The sequence below is a fragment of the Riemerella columbina DSM 16469 genome (assembly GCF_000374405.1).
GTDB classification, from domain to species: domain Bacteria; phylum Bacteroidota; class Bacteroidia; order Flavobacteriales; family Weeksellaceae; genus Riemerella; species Riemerella columbina.
Window position 1 is genome coordinate 1 of the sequence record NZ_KB894219.1, and the last position, 16254, is coordinate 16254.

At 36.5% G+C, this 16254-nt stretch carries 21 protein-coding genes; 2 read left to right on the top strand and 19 right to left on the bottom strand.

Features of this window, described 5'->3' with window-relative positions; translation table 11 throughout:
• The 11 genes from C237_RS0102115 to C237_RS0102165 all read right to left on the bottom strand — a co-directional run.
• Nucleotides 1–2461: tape measure protein (locus C237_RS0102115; RefSeq protein WP_018674838.1), on the bottom strand; the 2461-nt coding region annotated here is incomplete at its 3' end.
• Entirely contained in the window at nt 2458–2652 is a 195-nt protein-coding gene (locus C237_RS14445; RefSeq protein ID WP_156809700.1) for a hypothetical protein, read from the bottom strand. The genes C237_RS0102115 and C237_RS14445, both read right to left, overlap by 4 nt.
• Nucleotides 2653–2693: 41 nt before the next feature.
• Nucleotides 2694–3146 carry a hypothetical protein gene (locus C237_RS0102125; protein ID WP_018674840.1) on the bottom strand — a complete coding sequence of 151 codons (453 nt, stop codon included), beginning with the start codon at nt 3144–3146 and terminating at the stop codon, nt 2694–2696.
• Between the two features lie 72 nt (nt 3147–3218).
• The gene (locus C237_RS0102130) at nt 3219–3719 is read right to left on the bottom strand and encodes a hypothetical protein (protein WP_018674841.1); all 501 of its coding nucleotides are present in this window, start codon (nt 3717–3719) and stop codon (nt 3219–3221) included.
• A 12-nt stretch (nt 3720–3731) separates the two neighbouring features.
• Entirely contained in the window at nt 3732–4133 is a 402-nt protein-coding gene (locus tag C237_RS0102135) for a hypothetical protein (RefSeq protein WP_156809701.1), read from the bottom strand.
• Nucleotides 4130–4612, bottom strand: coding sequence for a hypothetical protein (locus C237_RS0102140; protein ID WP_018674843.1), 483 nt, complete (start codon nt 4610–4612; stop codon nt 4130–4132). The genes C237_RS0102135 and C237_RS0102140 overlap by 4 nt, the downstream gene beginning before the upstream one ends.
• Nucleotides 4603–4923: a hypothetical protein gene (locus C237_RS12665; RefSeq protein ID WP_018674844.1), complete on the bottom strand. Its 321-nt coding sequence runs from the start codon at nt 4921–4923 to the stop codon at nt 4603–4605. Before C237_RS12665 ends, C237_RS0102140 begins: the two co-directional genes overlap by 10 nt.
• Entirely contained in the window at nt 4920–5252 is a 333-nt protein-coding gene (locus tag C237_RS0102150; protein WP_018674845.1) for a DUF6706 family protein, read from the bottom strand. The genes C237_RS12665 and C237_RS0102150 overlap by 4 nt, the downstream gene beginning before the upstream one ends.
• Before the next feature lie 27 nt (nt 5253–5279).
• Entirely contained in the window at nt 5280–6362 is a 1083-nt protein-coding gene (locus C237_RS0102155; RefSeq protein ID WP_018674846.1) for a major capsid protein, read from the bottom strand.
• A gap of 18 nt (nt 6363–6380) precedes the next feature.
• Nucleotides 6381–6737, bottom strand: coding sequence for a hypothetical protein (locus C237_RS0102160; RefSeq protein ID WP_018674847.1), 357 nt, complete (start codon nt 6735–6737; stop codon nt 6381–6383).
• 12 nt (nt 6738–6749) lie between these two features.
• Nucleotides 6750–7361, bottom strand: coding sequence for a hypothetical protein (locus C237_RS0102165; protein ID WP_018674848.1), 612 nt, complete (start codon nt 7359–7361; stop codon nt 6750–6752).
• Between the two features lie 173 nt (nt 7362–7534).
• Between C237_RS0102165 and C237_RS0102170 the strand changes: the two genes are divergently transcribed.
• Together C237_RS0102170 and C237_RS12670 are read left to right on the top strand one after the other, a co-directional pair.
• Nucleotides 7535–7909, top strand: coding sequence for a hypothetical protein (locus C237_RS0102170; RefSeq protein ID WP_018674849.1), 375 nt, complete (start codon nt 7535–7537; stop codon nt 7907–7909).
• A 30-nt stretch (nt 7910–7939) separates the two neighbouring features.
• The gene (locus C237_RS12670; RefSeq protein WP_018674850.1) at nt 7940–8167 is read left to right on the top strand and encodes a hypothetical protein; all 228 of its coding nucleotides are present in this window, start codon (nt 7940–7942) and stop codon (nt 8165–8167) included.
• Between the two features lie 143 nt (nt 8168–8310).
• Here C237_RS12670 and C237_RS0102180 read toward each other — a convergent pair whose 3' ends face one another.
• Genes C237_RS0102180 through C237_RS13810 form a run of 8 tightly spaced genes read right to left on the bottom strand, consistent with a single transcriptional unit; the run spans nt 8311 to nt 16033 of the window.
• Complete coding sequence (locus C237_RS0102180) at nt 8311–10047, bottom strand: hypothetical protein (RefSeq protein ID WP_018674851.1); 1737 nt, start codon at nt 10045–10047, stop codon at nt 8311–8313.
• Nucleotides 10028–10831, bottom strand: a complete 804-nt coding sequence (locus C237_RS0102185; protein WP_018674852.1) for a phosphoadenosine phosphosulfate reductase domain-containing protein — start codon at nt 10829–10831, stop codon at nt 10028–10030. The genes C237_RS0102180 and C237_RS0102185 overlap by 20 nt, the downstream gene beginning before the upstream one ends.
• Nucleotides 10832–10834: 3 nt before the next feature.
• Nucleotides 10835–11563, bottom strand: coding sequence for a hypothetical protein (locus C237_RS0102190; RefSeq protein WP_221403453.1), 729 nt, complete (start codon nt 11561–11563; stop codon nt 10835–10837).
• A 5-nt stretch (nt 11564–11568) separates the two neighbouring features.
• Nucleotides 11569–12999 carry a phage portal protein gene (locus tag C237_RS12675; protein WP_018674854.1) on the bottom strand — a complete coding sequence of 477 codons (1431 nt, stop codon included), beginning with the start codon at nt 12997–12999 and terminating at the stop codon, nt 11569–11571.
• Between the two features lie 15 nt (nt 13000–13014).
• Nucleotides 13015–14487, bottom strand: a complete 1473-nt coding sequence (gene terL, locus C237_RS12680; protein WP_018674855.1) for a phage terminase large subunit — start codon at nt 14485–14487, stop codon at nt 13015–13017.
• Nucleotides 14480–14929, bottom strand: coding sequence for a hypothetical protein (locus C237_RS0102205; protein WP_156809702.1), 450 nt, complete (start codon nt 14927–14929; stop codon nt 14480–14482). The genes terL and C237_RS0102205 overlap by 8 nt, the downstream gene beginning before the upstream one ends.
• Nucleotides 14922–15452 carry a ParB N-terminal domain-containing protein gene (locus C237_RS14135; protein WP_018674857.1) on the bottom strand — a complete coding sequence of 177 codons (531 nt, stop codon included), beginning with the start codon at nt 15450–15452 and terminating at the stop codon, nt 14922–14924. Before C237_RS14135 ends, C237_RS0102205 begins: the two co-directional genes overlap by 8 nt.
• A gap of 2 nt (nt 15453–15454) precedes the next feature.
• A complete protein-coding gene (locus C237_RS13810) occupies nt 15455–16033 on the bottom strand; it encodes a ParB N-terminal domain-containing protein (RefSeq protein ID WP_156809703.1) in 579 nt (192 codons plus the stop codon).
• Nucleotides 16034–16254 lie beyond the last annotated feature (221 nt).

Sequence of the window (16254 nt, forward strand, 5' to 3'; positions counted from 1 at the left end):
CGGTGGTTTTGATACGAAATTCTTCCTCTATTTTGGCTTTGGCTTCATTGAGNGCTTTAAGTTCTGCTAAGGCTTTATCTTTGCTTACAATTTGCCCTGTTTCGTGTTCCTTTCCGTATTTGTCTTTGGCTCTAAGTTTTACCTTGTATTTACCGTCTTTCCCTTTACTTGCCCGTTCTAAAGCATTGTTTAAAAGCGAAATCCGCTCTTCTAAATCCTTAATAGAATCTTTAGAATATATTTCCGCTAAGGCTTTTTGGTGTTTCTTGGCTTTATCTTTTAAAACATCAATATCTTTATCTGTTACAAGCTCTGATTCTGCTATAAGATTGCCATTTTCTTTTGTTTTTGCTTGCAAAAAATCTTTTTGCTTTTTTAAAGCCTTTTCTCTGTTTTTAGTATAGTTTAAAATATAATCTTCTGGCTTGAATATTCTTATATTCCCCCCATCTTTGTAAGTGTCAACATCTCCCAATATTGTAGCGACATCTTTCCAGCCTACTTGTCCTTTCTTCGCTCTTTCTTTTAACTCATCATTTTTAATTATTTTCCGTTCTACTTCGGTCATCTCTTGGAAATAAGCCATAGCCTCAGCCTGCTTATAGAGTGTTTTGATATATTCTTGTACACTTTTATTTAATTTGCCTGTTTTCGCATCTTCGATTGTTAAGTTTTTAATCTTATTATCCGTTAGTCTTTCGATTTGCCTTAGTATCTTTTCTTTTTGCTCGTTGGTAGTGTTCTCGGACTTAATGGTAGTAATTAAAGCTTCTATTTTTGCTTTTTTAGTATCTACATCTTGCTTTGTATTTTTCAATGTTTCGTTTAGGCTTTCTTGTAATTCTTGTGCTAATGTTAGCTGTGAACAAAACTTATACATAACGTATGTTAATTCTACTATTAAAGCGGTTGCTAGTGCATAGGGATTGGCTAATATAGTACTATTAAGTAGCGCTTGTGCCTTCGCTCCAGTACGAAGTGCAAAAGTTTGTAATCTCTGAGCAATAGTTAATCTAGTAGTAGCAATAGTATTTGCATTTTTTGTAGCCACAGATAAGGCTTCTTGTGCCGCTTCCACTTTCTTAGCATTTGTACTTACACGCGTCGCGACTGTTTCTAATTCTTTCTGCGTAGTGTAGAATTTAGACGAGGCGGTCAAAGCTCCTTTTCTTGCTATTTCCGCTTTTTCTTGTGCCTTCAATACAGCGTTTTCTGCTTTTTCAATTCTTTTTGTTGCAATGCTTACCTCTCTAGCAGTCGCCTCAGCTCCTAGTGCAGATAACTTTTGTTGAGCAGTTAATAACTCCGCTTGAGCGTTGCTTAATACTTGTCTTTTTTCTACTGCTAAGGCAATGGCTTTCTGTTTTTTTATATTTAGTGATTGCACTTCCATTTGCAATGCTAAATATTTTTCTTGAGTAGCAATATGCTCTGTGCGGGCTTCTTCTAAGTTTACTACGGCTTGTTTTTGAGTGACTAAAGCTCTGCCTAATTTCATTTTTTCAGAGATACCCAATAAGGCTATTTCTGATTGAATTGTTTTTTTTGAATATTCTTGGGCTACAGTTACAGTAATAAGAGCGGCTTTATATACTCCATATGCAATTACCAATTCTTTAATAGTTTCCATTACCTCTTCGTAATTTTCCACTAAACCAGCCACCGCATCAATACCACTATTTAAAATCCCTTCGTTACTTTCCCCTATTTTATTCAACATTTGGTCAAAAGCGTCACCCAAATTGGAAATTTTCCCAGATAAAGATTCGGATTGCTTATCCATCAAGTTAAAGAACATACCGCCCTCGTCCGTAAGGCTAAATAGCACTTCTTTTACATCTTTAAATCCAATTTTCCCCTCAGACACCATTTTTTGTATTTCGCCTGTGGTCTTACCAAACTTCTTGGCTAATTCTGCTAACATTGGGATTCCCGCTTCTGTAAACTGGCGTAGGTCATCACCCATTAGTTTTCCTTTAGCCTTAACTTGCCCATAAACCAAATTAATCCGAGAAAGGGGTACACCTAATCCAGCCGCGATATCTCCCATTCGTTTAAGGGTATCTACAACCTGATTGGCAGGAACTTGAAAAGCGAGTAATTGTTTTGCTCCATTTGACACATCTTGCAATGAAAACGGCGTTTTAGCGGCTAAATCTACCATTTCACCCATTAAGGCTTTTGCTTTTTCTTTACTTTTGAGCATCGTTCCAAAAGCGATTTCTGTTTTTTGGAATTCCCCTCTAACATTGATAAGTTGGCGTACAAACCCCATTAACGCTTGGACAGAAAAATAACTTGCAATACCGATAGATAGATTTTTGAAAGCACTATCCATTCTGGAAGTTTCCTGTACAGCAAGTCCTGACGCTCTACGAATATCATTGCGTATGCGTTCAATTCCTCTCTCGAAATCGCGAGTGGTTAGTAAGGCGTTGAAATGTAGTGCTCCGTCGCTCATTTTTTTATCTTCTTGTTTAGTTGTTCTATATGCTTTTTAAAGTCCTCTGCGGTTTGCTCGGTCAATACTTTATTCTTTCTCTTGTTTGGTTTTTCTTTGACTTGTCTTGGCATATCTGCCAATATCCTTAAGACTATCCCCCAAGGGACTTCCCACATCAATTCTCGATAGGAAAATCCTACTTCTTTCATAATCATTCCTATGTTGCCATAGAGCGTTTGGAGACCTTTTGTTACCCATCTATCAGCGTCTCCGTCGTCGGTGTCCTCGGCGTGGTCATCGTCATTGTCCCGATCAATCTGATAGAGGATATAAAATTTGCTAAATCATACATTTGTAGGATAGCGACGCATATATTCATCGCATCTTTAGGTCTTAAATGCTGTTTTAGTTCTTCTGCTAAAGTTTCTGTTTTGGTTTCTATGTCTTGTTTGTTTCCTAACACACAAACTGCGATAAATCGCATCATCGGTTCTACATTCTGATTGAGTTCATTGATTAGTGAGTTAGTATCTTCACTTACTAAGTTGAACTTTAAATCCACCGCATATTTGTTGGCGTGTAGGATAGTCCCATAGGTCATCGGTTTGATATGATATTCATTCTCACCAGCATTAAACACAAACCCTTTTTCGATGAGTAACTCCGCTTCTTTTTGCTCTAATAAAACCTGTTCTTTATTCATAGTTTTTAAGTAAAAAAGCCACCACATAAGCATAGTTAGAGGTGGCTTTTGTTTATTGAGTTTTCAAGGTTTTTATTTTTCCATATAGGTAATTGCGTCCACACCCTCTTTGGTTGGTAGTTGCACGGTAATTACAACCTGCATTGTCAATACATTGTCCGTTCCGATTTGACCGCCCAAAGGTTTAGCATTCACTTTTCCGTTAGGAATTTGAATGTTGTACCCCTCTTTAGTTTTAATCAAAAAAGAGCGTTCAATATTAGGTCTACTCACTGGTGGTGAGTAACTTTTCTTCCCTGATGCGTTCTTCACTGTACCACCGAGGTAATATGCCTGTGTTTCCAAAGACGGATTGGCAACCTCAAATTTCAAGGTCGTTTCAGAGTCGTTTTTACCGATAGGTAATCGTTTTCCTTTTTCCTCTGTTTCTATCCAGTTGATAGTTTCATCGCTCGTTTCTAAGGTTGCTGTACCTTTGAGCGTTTCGTCGTGTTCTGTTAAGGCAGTACCCATACCGCCATCTGTCGCTTTTTCCCCTGATAAGAGTTGGGCTATTCCAAATGTCCAAGCCATTGTGTTTAATTTTTATTGGTTAATAGTTCTTGTTTTTAGTCTTATGACTGACACCCATTCCTGAGCGCCTTGTACTTTATAATTTCGTTGGTATTCTATGTCTATGTAAGTTTTCTTATCAGCGATGTAGTAATCCTTAAACAAAGGCATTAGTAACTTTGTAGCATCGTTAAGAAGTTTGAGATTTGGCAAATGGCTATGCCCATCAAAAAGATTTTTAGCATAGATATTGACTAACACAACCGACTCTTGGAGTGTGGTATTTGGCACGGATAAAGCACCAATAACCACATCGTTTTTGTCGCTGTTAAATGGTCTTTCCCCTAAATAAACATCGCCGTCTATAATTGTTCTGATGCTTCCAGAGGAAACCATCTTATAAACTAAACTTGCTAATTCTAATGAGGTTATCATAATCCTTCTTTTCTTCTCATTGCTTCTATAATTCCTTTGGCTACTCGGTTGATTTGGCTTTTAGCAAAGGTTTCCGCAGGTTTTAAAACATCCAAGTGATGTACATCTTCTACATAACTTGCGTAGTTCATTCCTGCAACTACAATAAGAGCATAGCCCTCTGTAAATTCTTCTGCTAATTTCTTAGCCAACGCTTCGCCAACTTCCTCGCCTTTAGGACCATTAGGGTCAAAATCTTTTCCTCTCTCGTCTGCCTTAAAGAAACTATCCCTAATTTTCCCATTGATTACTACTACATAGCCTATTGAGTTTCTAAGGTTTGCCGTTTGGTCTTGATAGGTATTGAGCGTTCTTGCAAGAACCACACAGTGCATTCCTAAATGGTTGAGATTTCTGCGTAAAAGATTTTCTAACTGCCTTTTCTTTTGCTGCATATAGGCTTCCAAACTCGCCATATCAAAGTTGGCTTCTATACCCATAATCTGCAATGCAATTGAGCGGTTGAAAATCGTATCACATGACCTACAAGCTTTGTGTTAGACCCCTCTAACACCTTTATTTTTGTGTTTGCAGATATTTCAGGGGTTCCAATAGGCATTACCACTTTAGACGCATATTTCAAGGCTTCCCCAGATTCTGTGGCAACGATATTCCCTGCACCAGCAGGTATATCTCTACATTTTGAATGAAACACCCATTGCTCGGTTGAGGGAATAGGAAAGCCATTCTCATCTCTACTGCCTGCGGTGGTTTGCATTATATATAAGTCATAAGGATATTGCTTAATCATGCTAAAAAACTCACATCTTTTACCTCGTTTGCTCCGTCGCTCAGTCGATTAGAAATCCCCAATCGCTTACACTCCATAGCATACCAATTCATTATACTTTTTCGATCATACTTTATAGAATAGTCATCTTCTGTTACATCTGGTGTAATCAGTAGGTTTAGGATTATTTCTAAAAAGTTTTTGTCCAACTCTTTGGCATCATCTGGAAGCACTATTGTGTTCTCATCTAATGCATTAGAAAGAAGAAAGACCTTTAAACTTTCATCAGGCATTGTAATACCTAATGTTCTCATCTTCGCTAAGAAATAATCCTTTACCGTTACTGACATCCTAAAATTATGAAAGGTTTAAAATGATTACTTTTCTGTGGTTAGAATACGAATACTATTGATCGCTTCAATTACTGGCCACGCGTTACACTCTGCCTTTGTGTATTCTCTAAATGGCTCGTTTTGTTTCCACTTAGACACTAATACACGCCCTGAGTTTGCATACTTAATATGTTCCACAGGGTTCATTTCCTCAACTGCCAAAGCGTTTTTAATCACACCTAATTTTCCATCAGGAATAAACGCAATATTTTTAGCCTCAAAAGGACTTGTAATTGTTGGCACTCCGTTTTTCTCAACAGAAACTTTCTTGTCTACAACTTCAAATACAGGCATTTCTGATTCTGCCATATATTTGTTTAATCTGCTAAGAGTTAGCGGTGCTGTTTCCGCTGATGTAGAAGCTTTTGTCAAACCAAAGAAAGCACCGAGAGTATCACGGACTTCTTTCGTTCTCATCATTTCCAACATTTTAGTCTTCGTGATTAAGACCTTAGCCACATCACTATTAGAAGCATTCACTATATTCTGAATATCTTGGATAGGCGTTGCATTATTGGCATCACTCCAAGAGGTGCTAACCGTAGTTTTGTTTTCAGAAGGCATCTGAAGGTCAATATCAGGCACGATAATACCATCAGGGTTATTATCAATGTTGATATCAATTTTCCCCGTAGAAACCGCTTGTAATGCCAAATAGTCAATTCTGTTATAAACAGCATCAACCACCTTTTTTACATCGTCCCAAATCAATTTTAGGGCTTGCATCTTCTTTTGTTGGTCTTTTACCCCTGGCATATTCAATAAGGACATATAGTGTCTGTATTGATTTTCGTTTAGCGGTATCATTCGCTTAATCGCAGGAATTTCTCCTGTAATTTTTGCCAATGCCTCACGAGTTGCCAAAGGCGTTTCAGAATCCCTCGCTACAACTGTTGCCATTGCATTGATTACCGCTTCCCCCAATACAGAGGTATAGTCTAATGAAATCTGAGGGGTGTCCCAATCAAAATATTTCGTAAACCAAGGTTGGTTAAACTTGTCTTGTCTTGTGTCTATGAGCGTTTGCATGTTTTCTGCATATGCTCCGAATACTGATAATTCTGCCATTATTCCTTAGTTTTAAGATTAATAAGATTGAGAAAAGATTATAAGTCCCTTTAATTTCTCTTTGATTTGTGGTGTTATACCAGTGATACGCTTTTCATATGCCGTTCCTCTTGTTACCACCGTTAAAGGGGCATTTTCCCCAATTATGATATCGTCATATAACATTCCTCCTACATCTGTTCCATCTGCTTTCGCTTTCTTAGCAATTCGAGTGGTCTCATCAAATGCTATCGGTGTTCCTGCAGGAAGAATATCCCCAACAGTGAGTCCAGTTTTGTTTAAAGAGAAACCACCTTTTGCAGTTTCCAAAACTTTTGCCCACACAGGAATACTTCTGCTTTCCGACACCTTTTTAGGTTCTAAATATTTTCCCATGATTGTTCGTTTTTAATAATGTTTATTGAATTCGTCAATATCATTCTTGATTGCAGTATTGCTTACGCTGTTACCCGTTGGCGACATTGGTGGGAAACCATTTCCTGCGTTGTTTGAAACCCTTTCTTTTACGATTTCCTCATAAATCTCCGCTTGCTTAGTCACAAACTCATTTAATGATTCTTCGTTGTCAAAGTTTCTACCGAACATTGCAGATTCTATTTCCTTATCTGTCATCTTAAGGTCTTTCAACCTTACCACGGCTTTCTCATTCAAAGATTTTACTACTTGACCTTTCTCAATATTGTCAAGGCGTTCCAAAATCTTTTTTAGATAATCGTTGTTTTTTGGTTCAGATTGGTCTTTGTCTGCCCCAGACTTCTTATCAGGTACTTGTTCTTTCTTCACTTTCTCTACTGCCGAGGTTACTCTTGTGTCTATTTCAGACTGTAACACCTTTGCTAAGGATTCGTAGTTTTTACATTGTTCGATGATTTCCTCTGCTGTTGAGTTTTCTGTATAAGAACCCTCAATCAACTTGGTAATTTCGCCCAATGTGCTTTCAGAAAGCCCAAACTTTGTAAAATGAGCCTTGATAATTCGTAAAAATTCTGCTTTTGTCATTTGTAAATGATATTAATTTGCTCAAAGATACGCTTGTGTTCCCATTGGGAACAAGTTAAGTAATTGATTATATGTATTTTTATATTTTTATATGATAACTTATTTTATTTTTATAGTTGATATATCAAATATATTTACTATTTTTGCATATAGATAACTTGTTATAAAAATATATGAACAAAGCAGAAAAATTAATTGAAAGAATCAGTAAGCAAGTAACTGATTTAAAAAATAAAGAATCAGAACTAAAAGCGAGATTGCTTTCCAATTTCTATGGGTATTTTGATGTACATTCAGAAAACCTTTTAAAAACACAGGTGTTGATTGGCGAATATGAGAGGACTTTAAATTATATTTCTGTTGCTAATTCTGGGGATATAGAAAAATATTTAATGCAGAGAAGACAAGTAATCCTCAATTCTCTTATGGAAGATAGTCTTTCTGGTGTTAGTTCAAATCAATATTATAACCTAAAGTACATCAGTACAATAGAGGTAAATAGAAAAATAGCCTATGAGTTATACAATTGGCTATCCATTTTGAAATAGAAAATGGGAAATTATCCTTACTTTTGTGGTATGAAAGAAACCACAATATATCACATTAGGTTTTTCGAACCAGTTGAAGGAAAAAAAGACTATTACTTTGGTAGTATTTCCGCCATATTCAGCCGATTTAAGACTGAGCAAGTAGGGGTGGCAACTTCTACATTGTATAATCTTAAAATGGACTTTGGCGATGAACACCGCACAAAATATTGCACCATCAAAAAAGAAAAATTGATACGAAAAACTAAGGATAATTAGAAATTTTGTATATTTGCATTGACGGGGAGGTGGACATAAAGGCAGTGATGCCCTGAAAATCTCGGTCAGAATCCGATTAAGTTCGAGAAAATATACCACTACGGTTAGTATATTTATTAAGAGGGGCTATTTTATAGAACCTCTTATTTTTTTTGTTCCCATTTTTTTATAAAATTTTTCTTAGAAATTTTACTATCCAAGTGTCGTCGAGTTACAGAAATTAAACGGCTACCTTTAAACATAATTATTTCTTTCACATTATCATTATTTTCAAAGAACCACTTAATATTTCCGTATATCTCATTTGTATCTTTCATGCCTACAATATCCAATATCGCTCTATCAGACTGTGTACTTGCTTCAACGAGTCGTTGTTTTATAGTACTTTTCCCATTGATAGTTTTACCTTCAAGATAATAATATCTGTTGCCTTTAATTCCGATAAAATCGGCACTTTTAGAACCTGACACATTAGGCAATAGATACACATCATATCCATTTTGGATAAGTTTTTTAGCAATGGTTATATTCTTAGGCATTTCGTGAGCCTTCAAAAGTTCGTCAAATTGCTTTACATTAAATCCATATACTTTATTTTTAGCATTAGACAAATGTCTAATAACTTCAAATTCTTTCATTTGAGTAATGGCTTTTAATATAGACACTTTTTCGGCATTTACCTCAAGCCTGTTATAGTAGTTGATTGCTTGACTAATCCCTTTAAAACCCATTGAAGCCAAGCCACCTGTAGCATCTGAAAAGACAATATTTGTATTAAACTTTTTGGGTGCTATAGTGTTATATCTGTTTATCTTGTCTTTAATAGTGTTGTATTCCCCAAACAGATAACCTCTATTCTGTTGCATCCAATAAGGTAATGCTCTTGCTGTGTCAATCTTATGTTTGTTATCTTTAATCCAATTGGTAAGTGGATCATGTAGCCTTACTACTTCATTAGAGCTTTTCAAAGGTTCTTTACCCTCTAATATCCGTTCATTATCTACCTGTATTTCCTCAAAAGACTTTAATATTGGAATAGTTGTGCATCTACATTGAGGATGCCACCCCCAGAACTTAAAATCCTTTGGATATTTCCCTGCCATTTCCGCACAGAAAGGGCAATGATTAGGATTGTTAGACAATCTAACTTCAATACCAATTACAAAATCAAACTCTTGGTATTTTAAGTAATTCGCTTCGTGATAAGCCATATTGTTTTCCGTTCTGGTCAATCGCATGGCGTTTTTATAACTCGAACGATACCCCCCTTGACCTGGGTGATATTGTTTGGCTCTTTGAGAAAGCACCAATTGTCCGTGCTTATCTCTCACTTTTCGATATAAGCGGTCTGGTTCTTTGAGATAACCTCTCAAATCCCTTGATAGTTCCGATGCCGATTTACCTTCCCCTAAGCCAATATCTAAGCCTAATTCTATTTCATTCTTAAACTGATTGGTATAGTTCCAAACTCTATCAGAAAGGCGTAAACCACCGATTTTCCTATTTTGAAAAGCAAAAAGGACTTCCATATTGGGACGGTTGTATTTGTTGATTAGAGCCTTGTTTAGGTTGGTCTTTTTAGCGATAGCCTCTACTAATTGTTTTTGCTTCTTTTCTGCCAATAACCACTCTTTGGATGAGTTGTTTTGGATTGTAACTTCAATGTTTTTGGCAAAGTTTTCAAAAAGTTGGTCTATTTGCTTTTGTAATGCTGGATAGTCTTTTAATTGAAAAGGTTTTGTCTTGTCTACATTACGCAATGATGAAAGCCCTGATACTTTTTGTATCAAGGCGTGGTATATTTTAGCAACTTCTTTTACATATTGTTCTATGCGGTTGTAGTGAAGTCTATCGAATAAATCATCGTGCAGTTTGCTCATTTCTATTTATACAATCTTTTGCGCCGTCAAAATATTTAGCGCCCTCTAAAACAATATTTCTATCAATTAAATACAATTCTTGCCATGCTGTGGCTTCATCTTTTGCAAATTGCCTTGCGGGCCATACACCTGTACCAACCACCCAGCCATTAGGCGTATTATATATTGGCGGGATATTTCTGTTTTTAAAATAATGGATCGCGGCTAAAATATGCTCGTGTTTCCATTTGTAGAGAGGTGAAAAGCGTGTAATACCCTCTTTGTTGGCATAGATATTAGTCCCTTTACCTACATAGTTGCCGTCTTGCAATCTTCTTCCCAGAATAATAATATCTAAATCGTTTTCTTTAAAATATTGCTTTTGCCCTTTGTGCTGTATTTTCTTAAACCATTTAGCAGCGTTTGTAGAATTAGGGAAAAGCATTTGAGGGTTTGATGCCACATGGTTTAAACCGATATTCGCATCAAAAATAGTAAGCCCTTTAGGTTTATTTTTATTTACCCATTCCGTAAAGGCTGGATACTCAATAGGCGAAGACACGGCTAAAACACAATTCTCAATTCCTGCCAATTCACAAACAATCTGTAAAGCGATAGAATCCTTACCGCCAGACCAAGAATAAGCCGTCTTTTTGCCTTTTGTCTTTACTTTAATATCCAAGACCGTCTCATCAATCAGAGCCGATATTTCAGCCTTAGAAACATAATCTTCAATATTATTCCAAACCTTTACAAAATCCTCGTTTTTAGAATTTTGCTTTTTCCCTAATACTAACTTTGCCATTTATTACTTTTTAAGTGCACAACTTTCTAACTCTGGTCTATCTTCTGTTAGGAAAATAGTTTGAGCCATCATTTTAAATCCGCTCATCTTCTCTCTAAAGGTTTCGATACTTTCCTCTGGGTGTACAGAATCTATTGCTGCATATTGACCAATAGCATTAAACTGATGCGACACACCTCTTGGCACTTGCATATCTACAAAGCAATTTTCTGGGACAATCAAATTGTATCTTGTTCTTTCCACGCCCTCTGGTGTATCTGGTAAAATATCCTCAAATATTTCTGGCTGAAAAGGTGTTACGCCCTTAATATTTGTTACTTTAAATGGCGTTAATGAACCTACTCTAATTTGGGTGTTTGGACCGGTCATCATACGAACAAACCTAAGTCCAGTATGTAGGTGCATACGCGAGCAAATCCCTCTTTCTTCTACATTGAAGAAATCCATAATGTAGCGGTCGGCAAAGTATTCATCAAAAGGTTTTTCCGCCATATATACCTCGCCCTCTTCAAAGGTTTGATAACGAACAATACCGTCCTCATCTGGTGTATTGGCTTGTTCTGATGTAGATGCGTTTCTAACAATTTGCTGAAACTCGCAAACCACCACTTTGGCGACTTCCGCTGGCAGTTTCATAATTGGTGTTACCACATTGAAATTAGGGTCTTGAAACCCTGCAATATCGTGGATTTCATTTTCTGAATCTGGGTTGATTTTCATTAGTTTTTCCATGGTTATTATAAATTTACTGGTTGAAATATATCTTTTTGTTTTTCCTCTTCGCTTTCTGCCTTTATGATTTCCCATTCTTCTTCGCTATTCTCTACTAAGTTTCCTAATGCAACAGACTTTTGTTGAGAGATAACAGGCTTGTTGCCGTTGGCAGTCATTAGCATATCTATTTTAGCCTTTATATCATCAATCATATATGGATTGAATTTGGGCTTAATACTTAGGTTTTTAGATGCCTTTTCTAATTTTGGATTGAGCAATTTTCCCACATAGGTTTTGAGTAAATTAAATCGTCTTTCGTAATACTCATCCCAAATTTCCTCTTTCTCTAACACTTTCAAGTGAGCATCCATAAATAGCATTTTCAACATTACGCCACTGATTTGGTTCAATGCTTTTACGCTTTCAAAAGATACATCTGGCGTTTGAGTGAATTTGAAGATATTGGATAGGCGTGTCGATATTTCTAACTTGATACTTTCTGGTGAATGGTCCCAAGATAAAATATAGGCTTTAGAACCTATTGAGCCTTGCAATAACCCATTCGCTTCTCCTGCTTGTGGGGTGGATACCAATTCCCCCTCAACAAATGTTTTAGGAGCGGCGTGATAATCGTTTATTTCTGCGTGGCGAGAAAACAACAACTCCAGACGCTCTATATCTGTTTGAACATCGCTCCATTCCGCCCCCTCTTGTGAGGTGTAGATAACAGGAATTTTATTGATCGTCTTGCTTAAATCTAAATATACAGGGATTTCATTGTCCTTGTCCGCAACTTTGTCTTCTTCCCAAAAGCCATCTACCTTTTTGTAGCGTTGATATTCCGATGAAGTGTAAACATCTAAATACTCGTCTTTTCCAACTGCAAAAGCCCTTACAAATGCTTTTAGTTTGTCGTAACTGTCGAAATGAGGATAAAGATTTTCGCCATTCCAAGGGGTCAGCAATTTCACTCGGATTTTGTAATCGCAAGGGAAACCATATTCTTCGTGCGTTTCTGTTTTTTCATAATACCACACTTCGGCTACCTCTGTGGCTCTATAGCATTCTCTTGCTACCTTTCTGTTGAATGTAGCGGTCTTATTATCATCTAATATCTTCTTAACGGCGTTAAATACCATTTCCTCCTCCGATTTCTCTTCGAAATGGCTTTTTACCAATTCCACCTCATTACCAAACCCAAACACCACCGCTGTATTAACGATTTTCTTTTGGAATGGTGCGGATATACGATTGACTTTTTTCGTGCCTGTTTGGTTACCATTTTTATCTTTTATCACCTTATCTGGCAGGTGTTCTGTCTTCATCACTTTGTGGGTTTTAACATCCCACTCTTCTTTTAGTTCTTTTATATCCGCCTTGCCCTTGCGTTCTTTAGTAAGGATTTTTATTTGCTCTTCTAAGTCTTTTGTTTGTGTAAATTCTGATATTTTCATTGTTATTTAGTTTTTTTACCATAAAATATTTTGCATTCCTTGAGAATTATTGCTCTCTAAATGATAATCGATTTGATAACCAAGTAAGTCGACATCTTCATCGTGTGCAGCGTTAGGAAATCCACAGACTTCATCCAAAAAATCATCATTCCAAGCCCCCTCAACTAAAAAGACTCTTCCGCTTTCTACCTTTGGAGCGGCGGCGTGTAATCTGGTCTTTTTACTATCCGATGGTGCAGGGATTTCAACTACATTTAGTTTTGTTAATGATTTGAGTGTCTGCACTACGGACTTCCCAGACGCTTTCGGCTCTATCCTAATTGTAGAATAACCATCATAGCCTTGCGATTTCACATAATCAGGCACAAACTTTATCAATTCTGGAAATTCTTTATAAAACTTGCGTCTATCTGTTATGTATAGGTTATTACCAATCGCACAAGAAGCGTGTATGCCTGTTGGGTCATTTTCTGAATCATCTGTGTAAGCCGTGTCCATAAAGAAATGAATGGTGGTTCGCTGTCTGGACTTTAGTTTATAAAATTCCGATCGACTGATGATTGTAAACCATTCTTTCTTTACAATATCGCCACCCTCTGAGGTTGGATTTTCCAAAAATTGCCCATTATATCCTCGTGTTCCTAAATCTATTTTTGCTTCGTCTAACGCTTTTCTATCTAAACGGACAGGGTCTAATAGTCCGTTAGTATAATTATGCTCTAAATCGACAGGAATTGGCTTTGTTTTCTCGGTTATTTCCGCAGGTAGTTTAATATGTTTTAGATTTTCCCCTTTTTTCTCTAAAAGATACCCCGATACATCTTTTTCATGAAGCCTTTGCATTACCGTTACTGTTACCGTAACCACTTTGTTGACTTTCCTCGACGATAGTGTTTTGGTGTGGTCTTCTGCTTGTTTTCTGTGGGCTTCACTTTCTGCTTGCTTTGGGTTTTGCGGGTCGTCATTGATGATAATATGGGCGTGTTTTCCCGTAATAGCACCTCCCGTGGAAGTTGTATATCTGGCGCCGTTTTGTGTATTATCATAGGCTTGCTTTCCGCTCTTATCTTTTCTAATTCTAACATTTGGGAATAATTGTTGGTATTTGTCGCTGGTGATGATATCCCTACTTTTTGTTGCGTGTTCTGTTGCTATATCAGAAGCATAGGAATTAGAGATAATTCTAATGGTTGGGTCTATTGCCCAAAGCCATGCAGGCCACATAATGGTTACAATAGTAGATTTTGTTGTACCAGGTGGAATATTGATAAGCAAGTCGTATAACTTTTCTTTTCTATCGACTACATTCTGAGAAACCTTTTGAAGTTCATCACATAGGTAAGGGATATGCCAATTCCAAACAGGTGTCTCTGGGATAATTTCTTTCCAGAATAATTTTACAAAATAGAAAAAAGACTGTTTACACTCGTCCGCTTGAACGAGGTATGCTAATGGTGCTATCTTCTCTATTTTGTCTGTATTACTCATTTTCTTGGTCTAATTCTTCTGCCAACTTCAATAAGGACGCTCTCTCTTTAGCGGTTAGTTTCTTTAATGCTTGCTCTGGGTTTTTGATTGTAGTATTGACATCGGCTTCTACAATTCGTTTTTCTACATAACCTCTTTCTTTTCCTCTGGTTTTTAAATAAAAAATAATTGAGGTGGTGTCGCCATTCTTAATTTTCTTTAGCAATGATGCTTCTGCAACATCTATTTGCGTTTCTGTAATATCGTCGGCTCTTTTCCTAAAATCTTTATCTTCTCGATACCAGCGGTAATAAGTTTCCCTCGACAACCCTGCATTGATACACGCCGAGTTTACGATGCCTAAAGTATCTTTCAAGCACGACAATAACAATTCTTTGTTATGCTGTGTCTTTTCCTCTGCTGTCATTCCGTGAGCCTTAGCAACTCGTATTTTCTTAGCCATTACTATTTTCTTTATTTATTCGTGAAAGAATAGCCCTGTATTCTCTTTTCTTTGGGTCGCCTGCTATCAAGATTTGATATACTTTCTGATATACCGCATTTGGATAATTTGGCAATATCATTTTTGATAACAACTTCTTTGCTGTGTCAAAATCAGCGTAATTACTTGGGTTTTCTGTTGCCTTTTTAATAGCGTCAGAAAGTATCTTTTTATAATCTTTCTTTTCGCTGTGCTTTCTTCCTTGTTTATTGCTTCTAAACATATCCGTATCGTAATACAAAAACGCTAAATCAGCGTTAGGCTCTCTTCCTGATACGGTCCATCTGTGGAATCCATCTATAATGGTCATATCTGGTCTTACGACGATTGGGAAACAAAAACCATTAGTTAAAATAGACTGCGTGAGCAATTCCAAGTTTTTCTCTAAGACTTTGTTTGGGTTGTAGTCGTTAGGATTAAGTGTGTTTCTATCTACAAACTTTATTTCCTTTAAAGGTTTGAATAAGTCTTTTTGCTCTGCCATTGTTAAAGAGTTATTTCGTTATTACAGTGAGGACAAGTAATAGTGTTGGCTCTTACCATATCTTCCTCAAATTGCTGTACAGATTCTGTTTGTTGTTCTTGCTTTTCTGGAGTGAATATTTTCTCAACCTTTGGTTTTTCTGAGAAATCTACCCCCATATTGTCCACAGATATATCATTGATGATCGTGTTTAAAAACTCCTCTGGAAACCCAATAATATCAGTATCGCCAATGTCACGGATGATATCCTCTACCTTGTCATAGTTAGTGTAGGATAGGGATTGAATTTTATTATCCTCAATGAGAAGTTTTTTCTTTTGTTTCTCTGTAAGGTTGTAAATAATTCTAACTTCGGCATATTGTTCTCCTTTATATTCCAAAGCCTTTTTCTTTCCGTGACCACAGAGAATGTTTAGTTTATCATCACAAATGATAGGATAATATTGACCGTATTTCTCTATACTTTCTGCAATAGCCTTTATTTGGGCTTCTGGGTGTACATTAGGATTATCCGAGTGTTCTATTAGTTCTGACAGCAAAACCTGTTTTGTTTCGCTTTTTACTTTTGTTTTATTTGCCATTTGATGTGAGTGTTTTTCATTTTTTTTAATAGAGGTCATTATTTAGATACATATTGCGACGCTCTTCCATCATTGGTTTTTAATGAATTACCATTATAAACTGAATATATTTGTTTGATCTATGAAGATATAGCAACTTTTTTATCTAACATTTCTAATACAAACACTTGTCTTACAACAATTTAAAGGTATGAAATTAAGTGATGACCTCTATTTTTTAA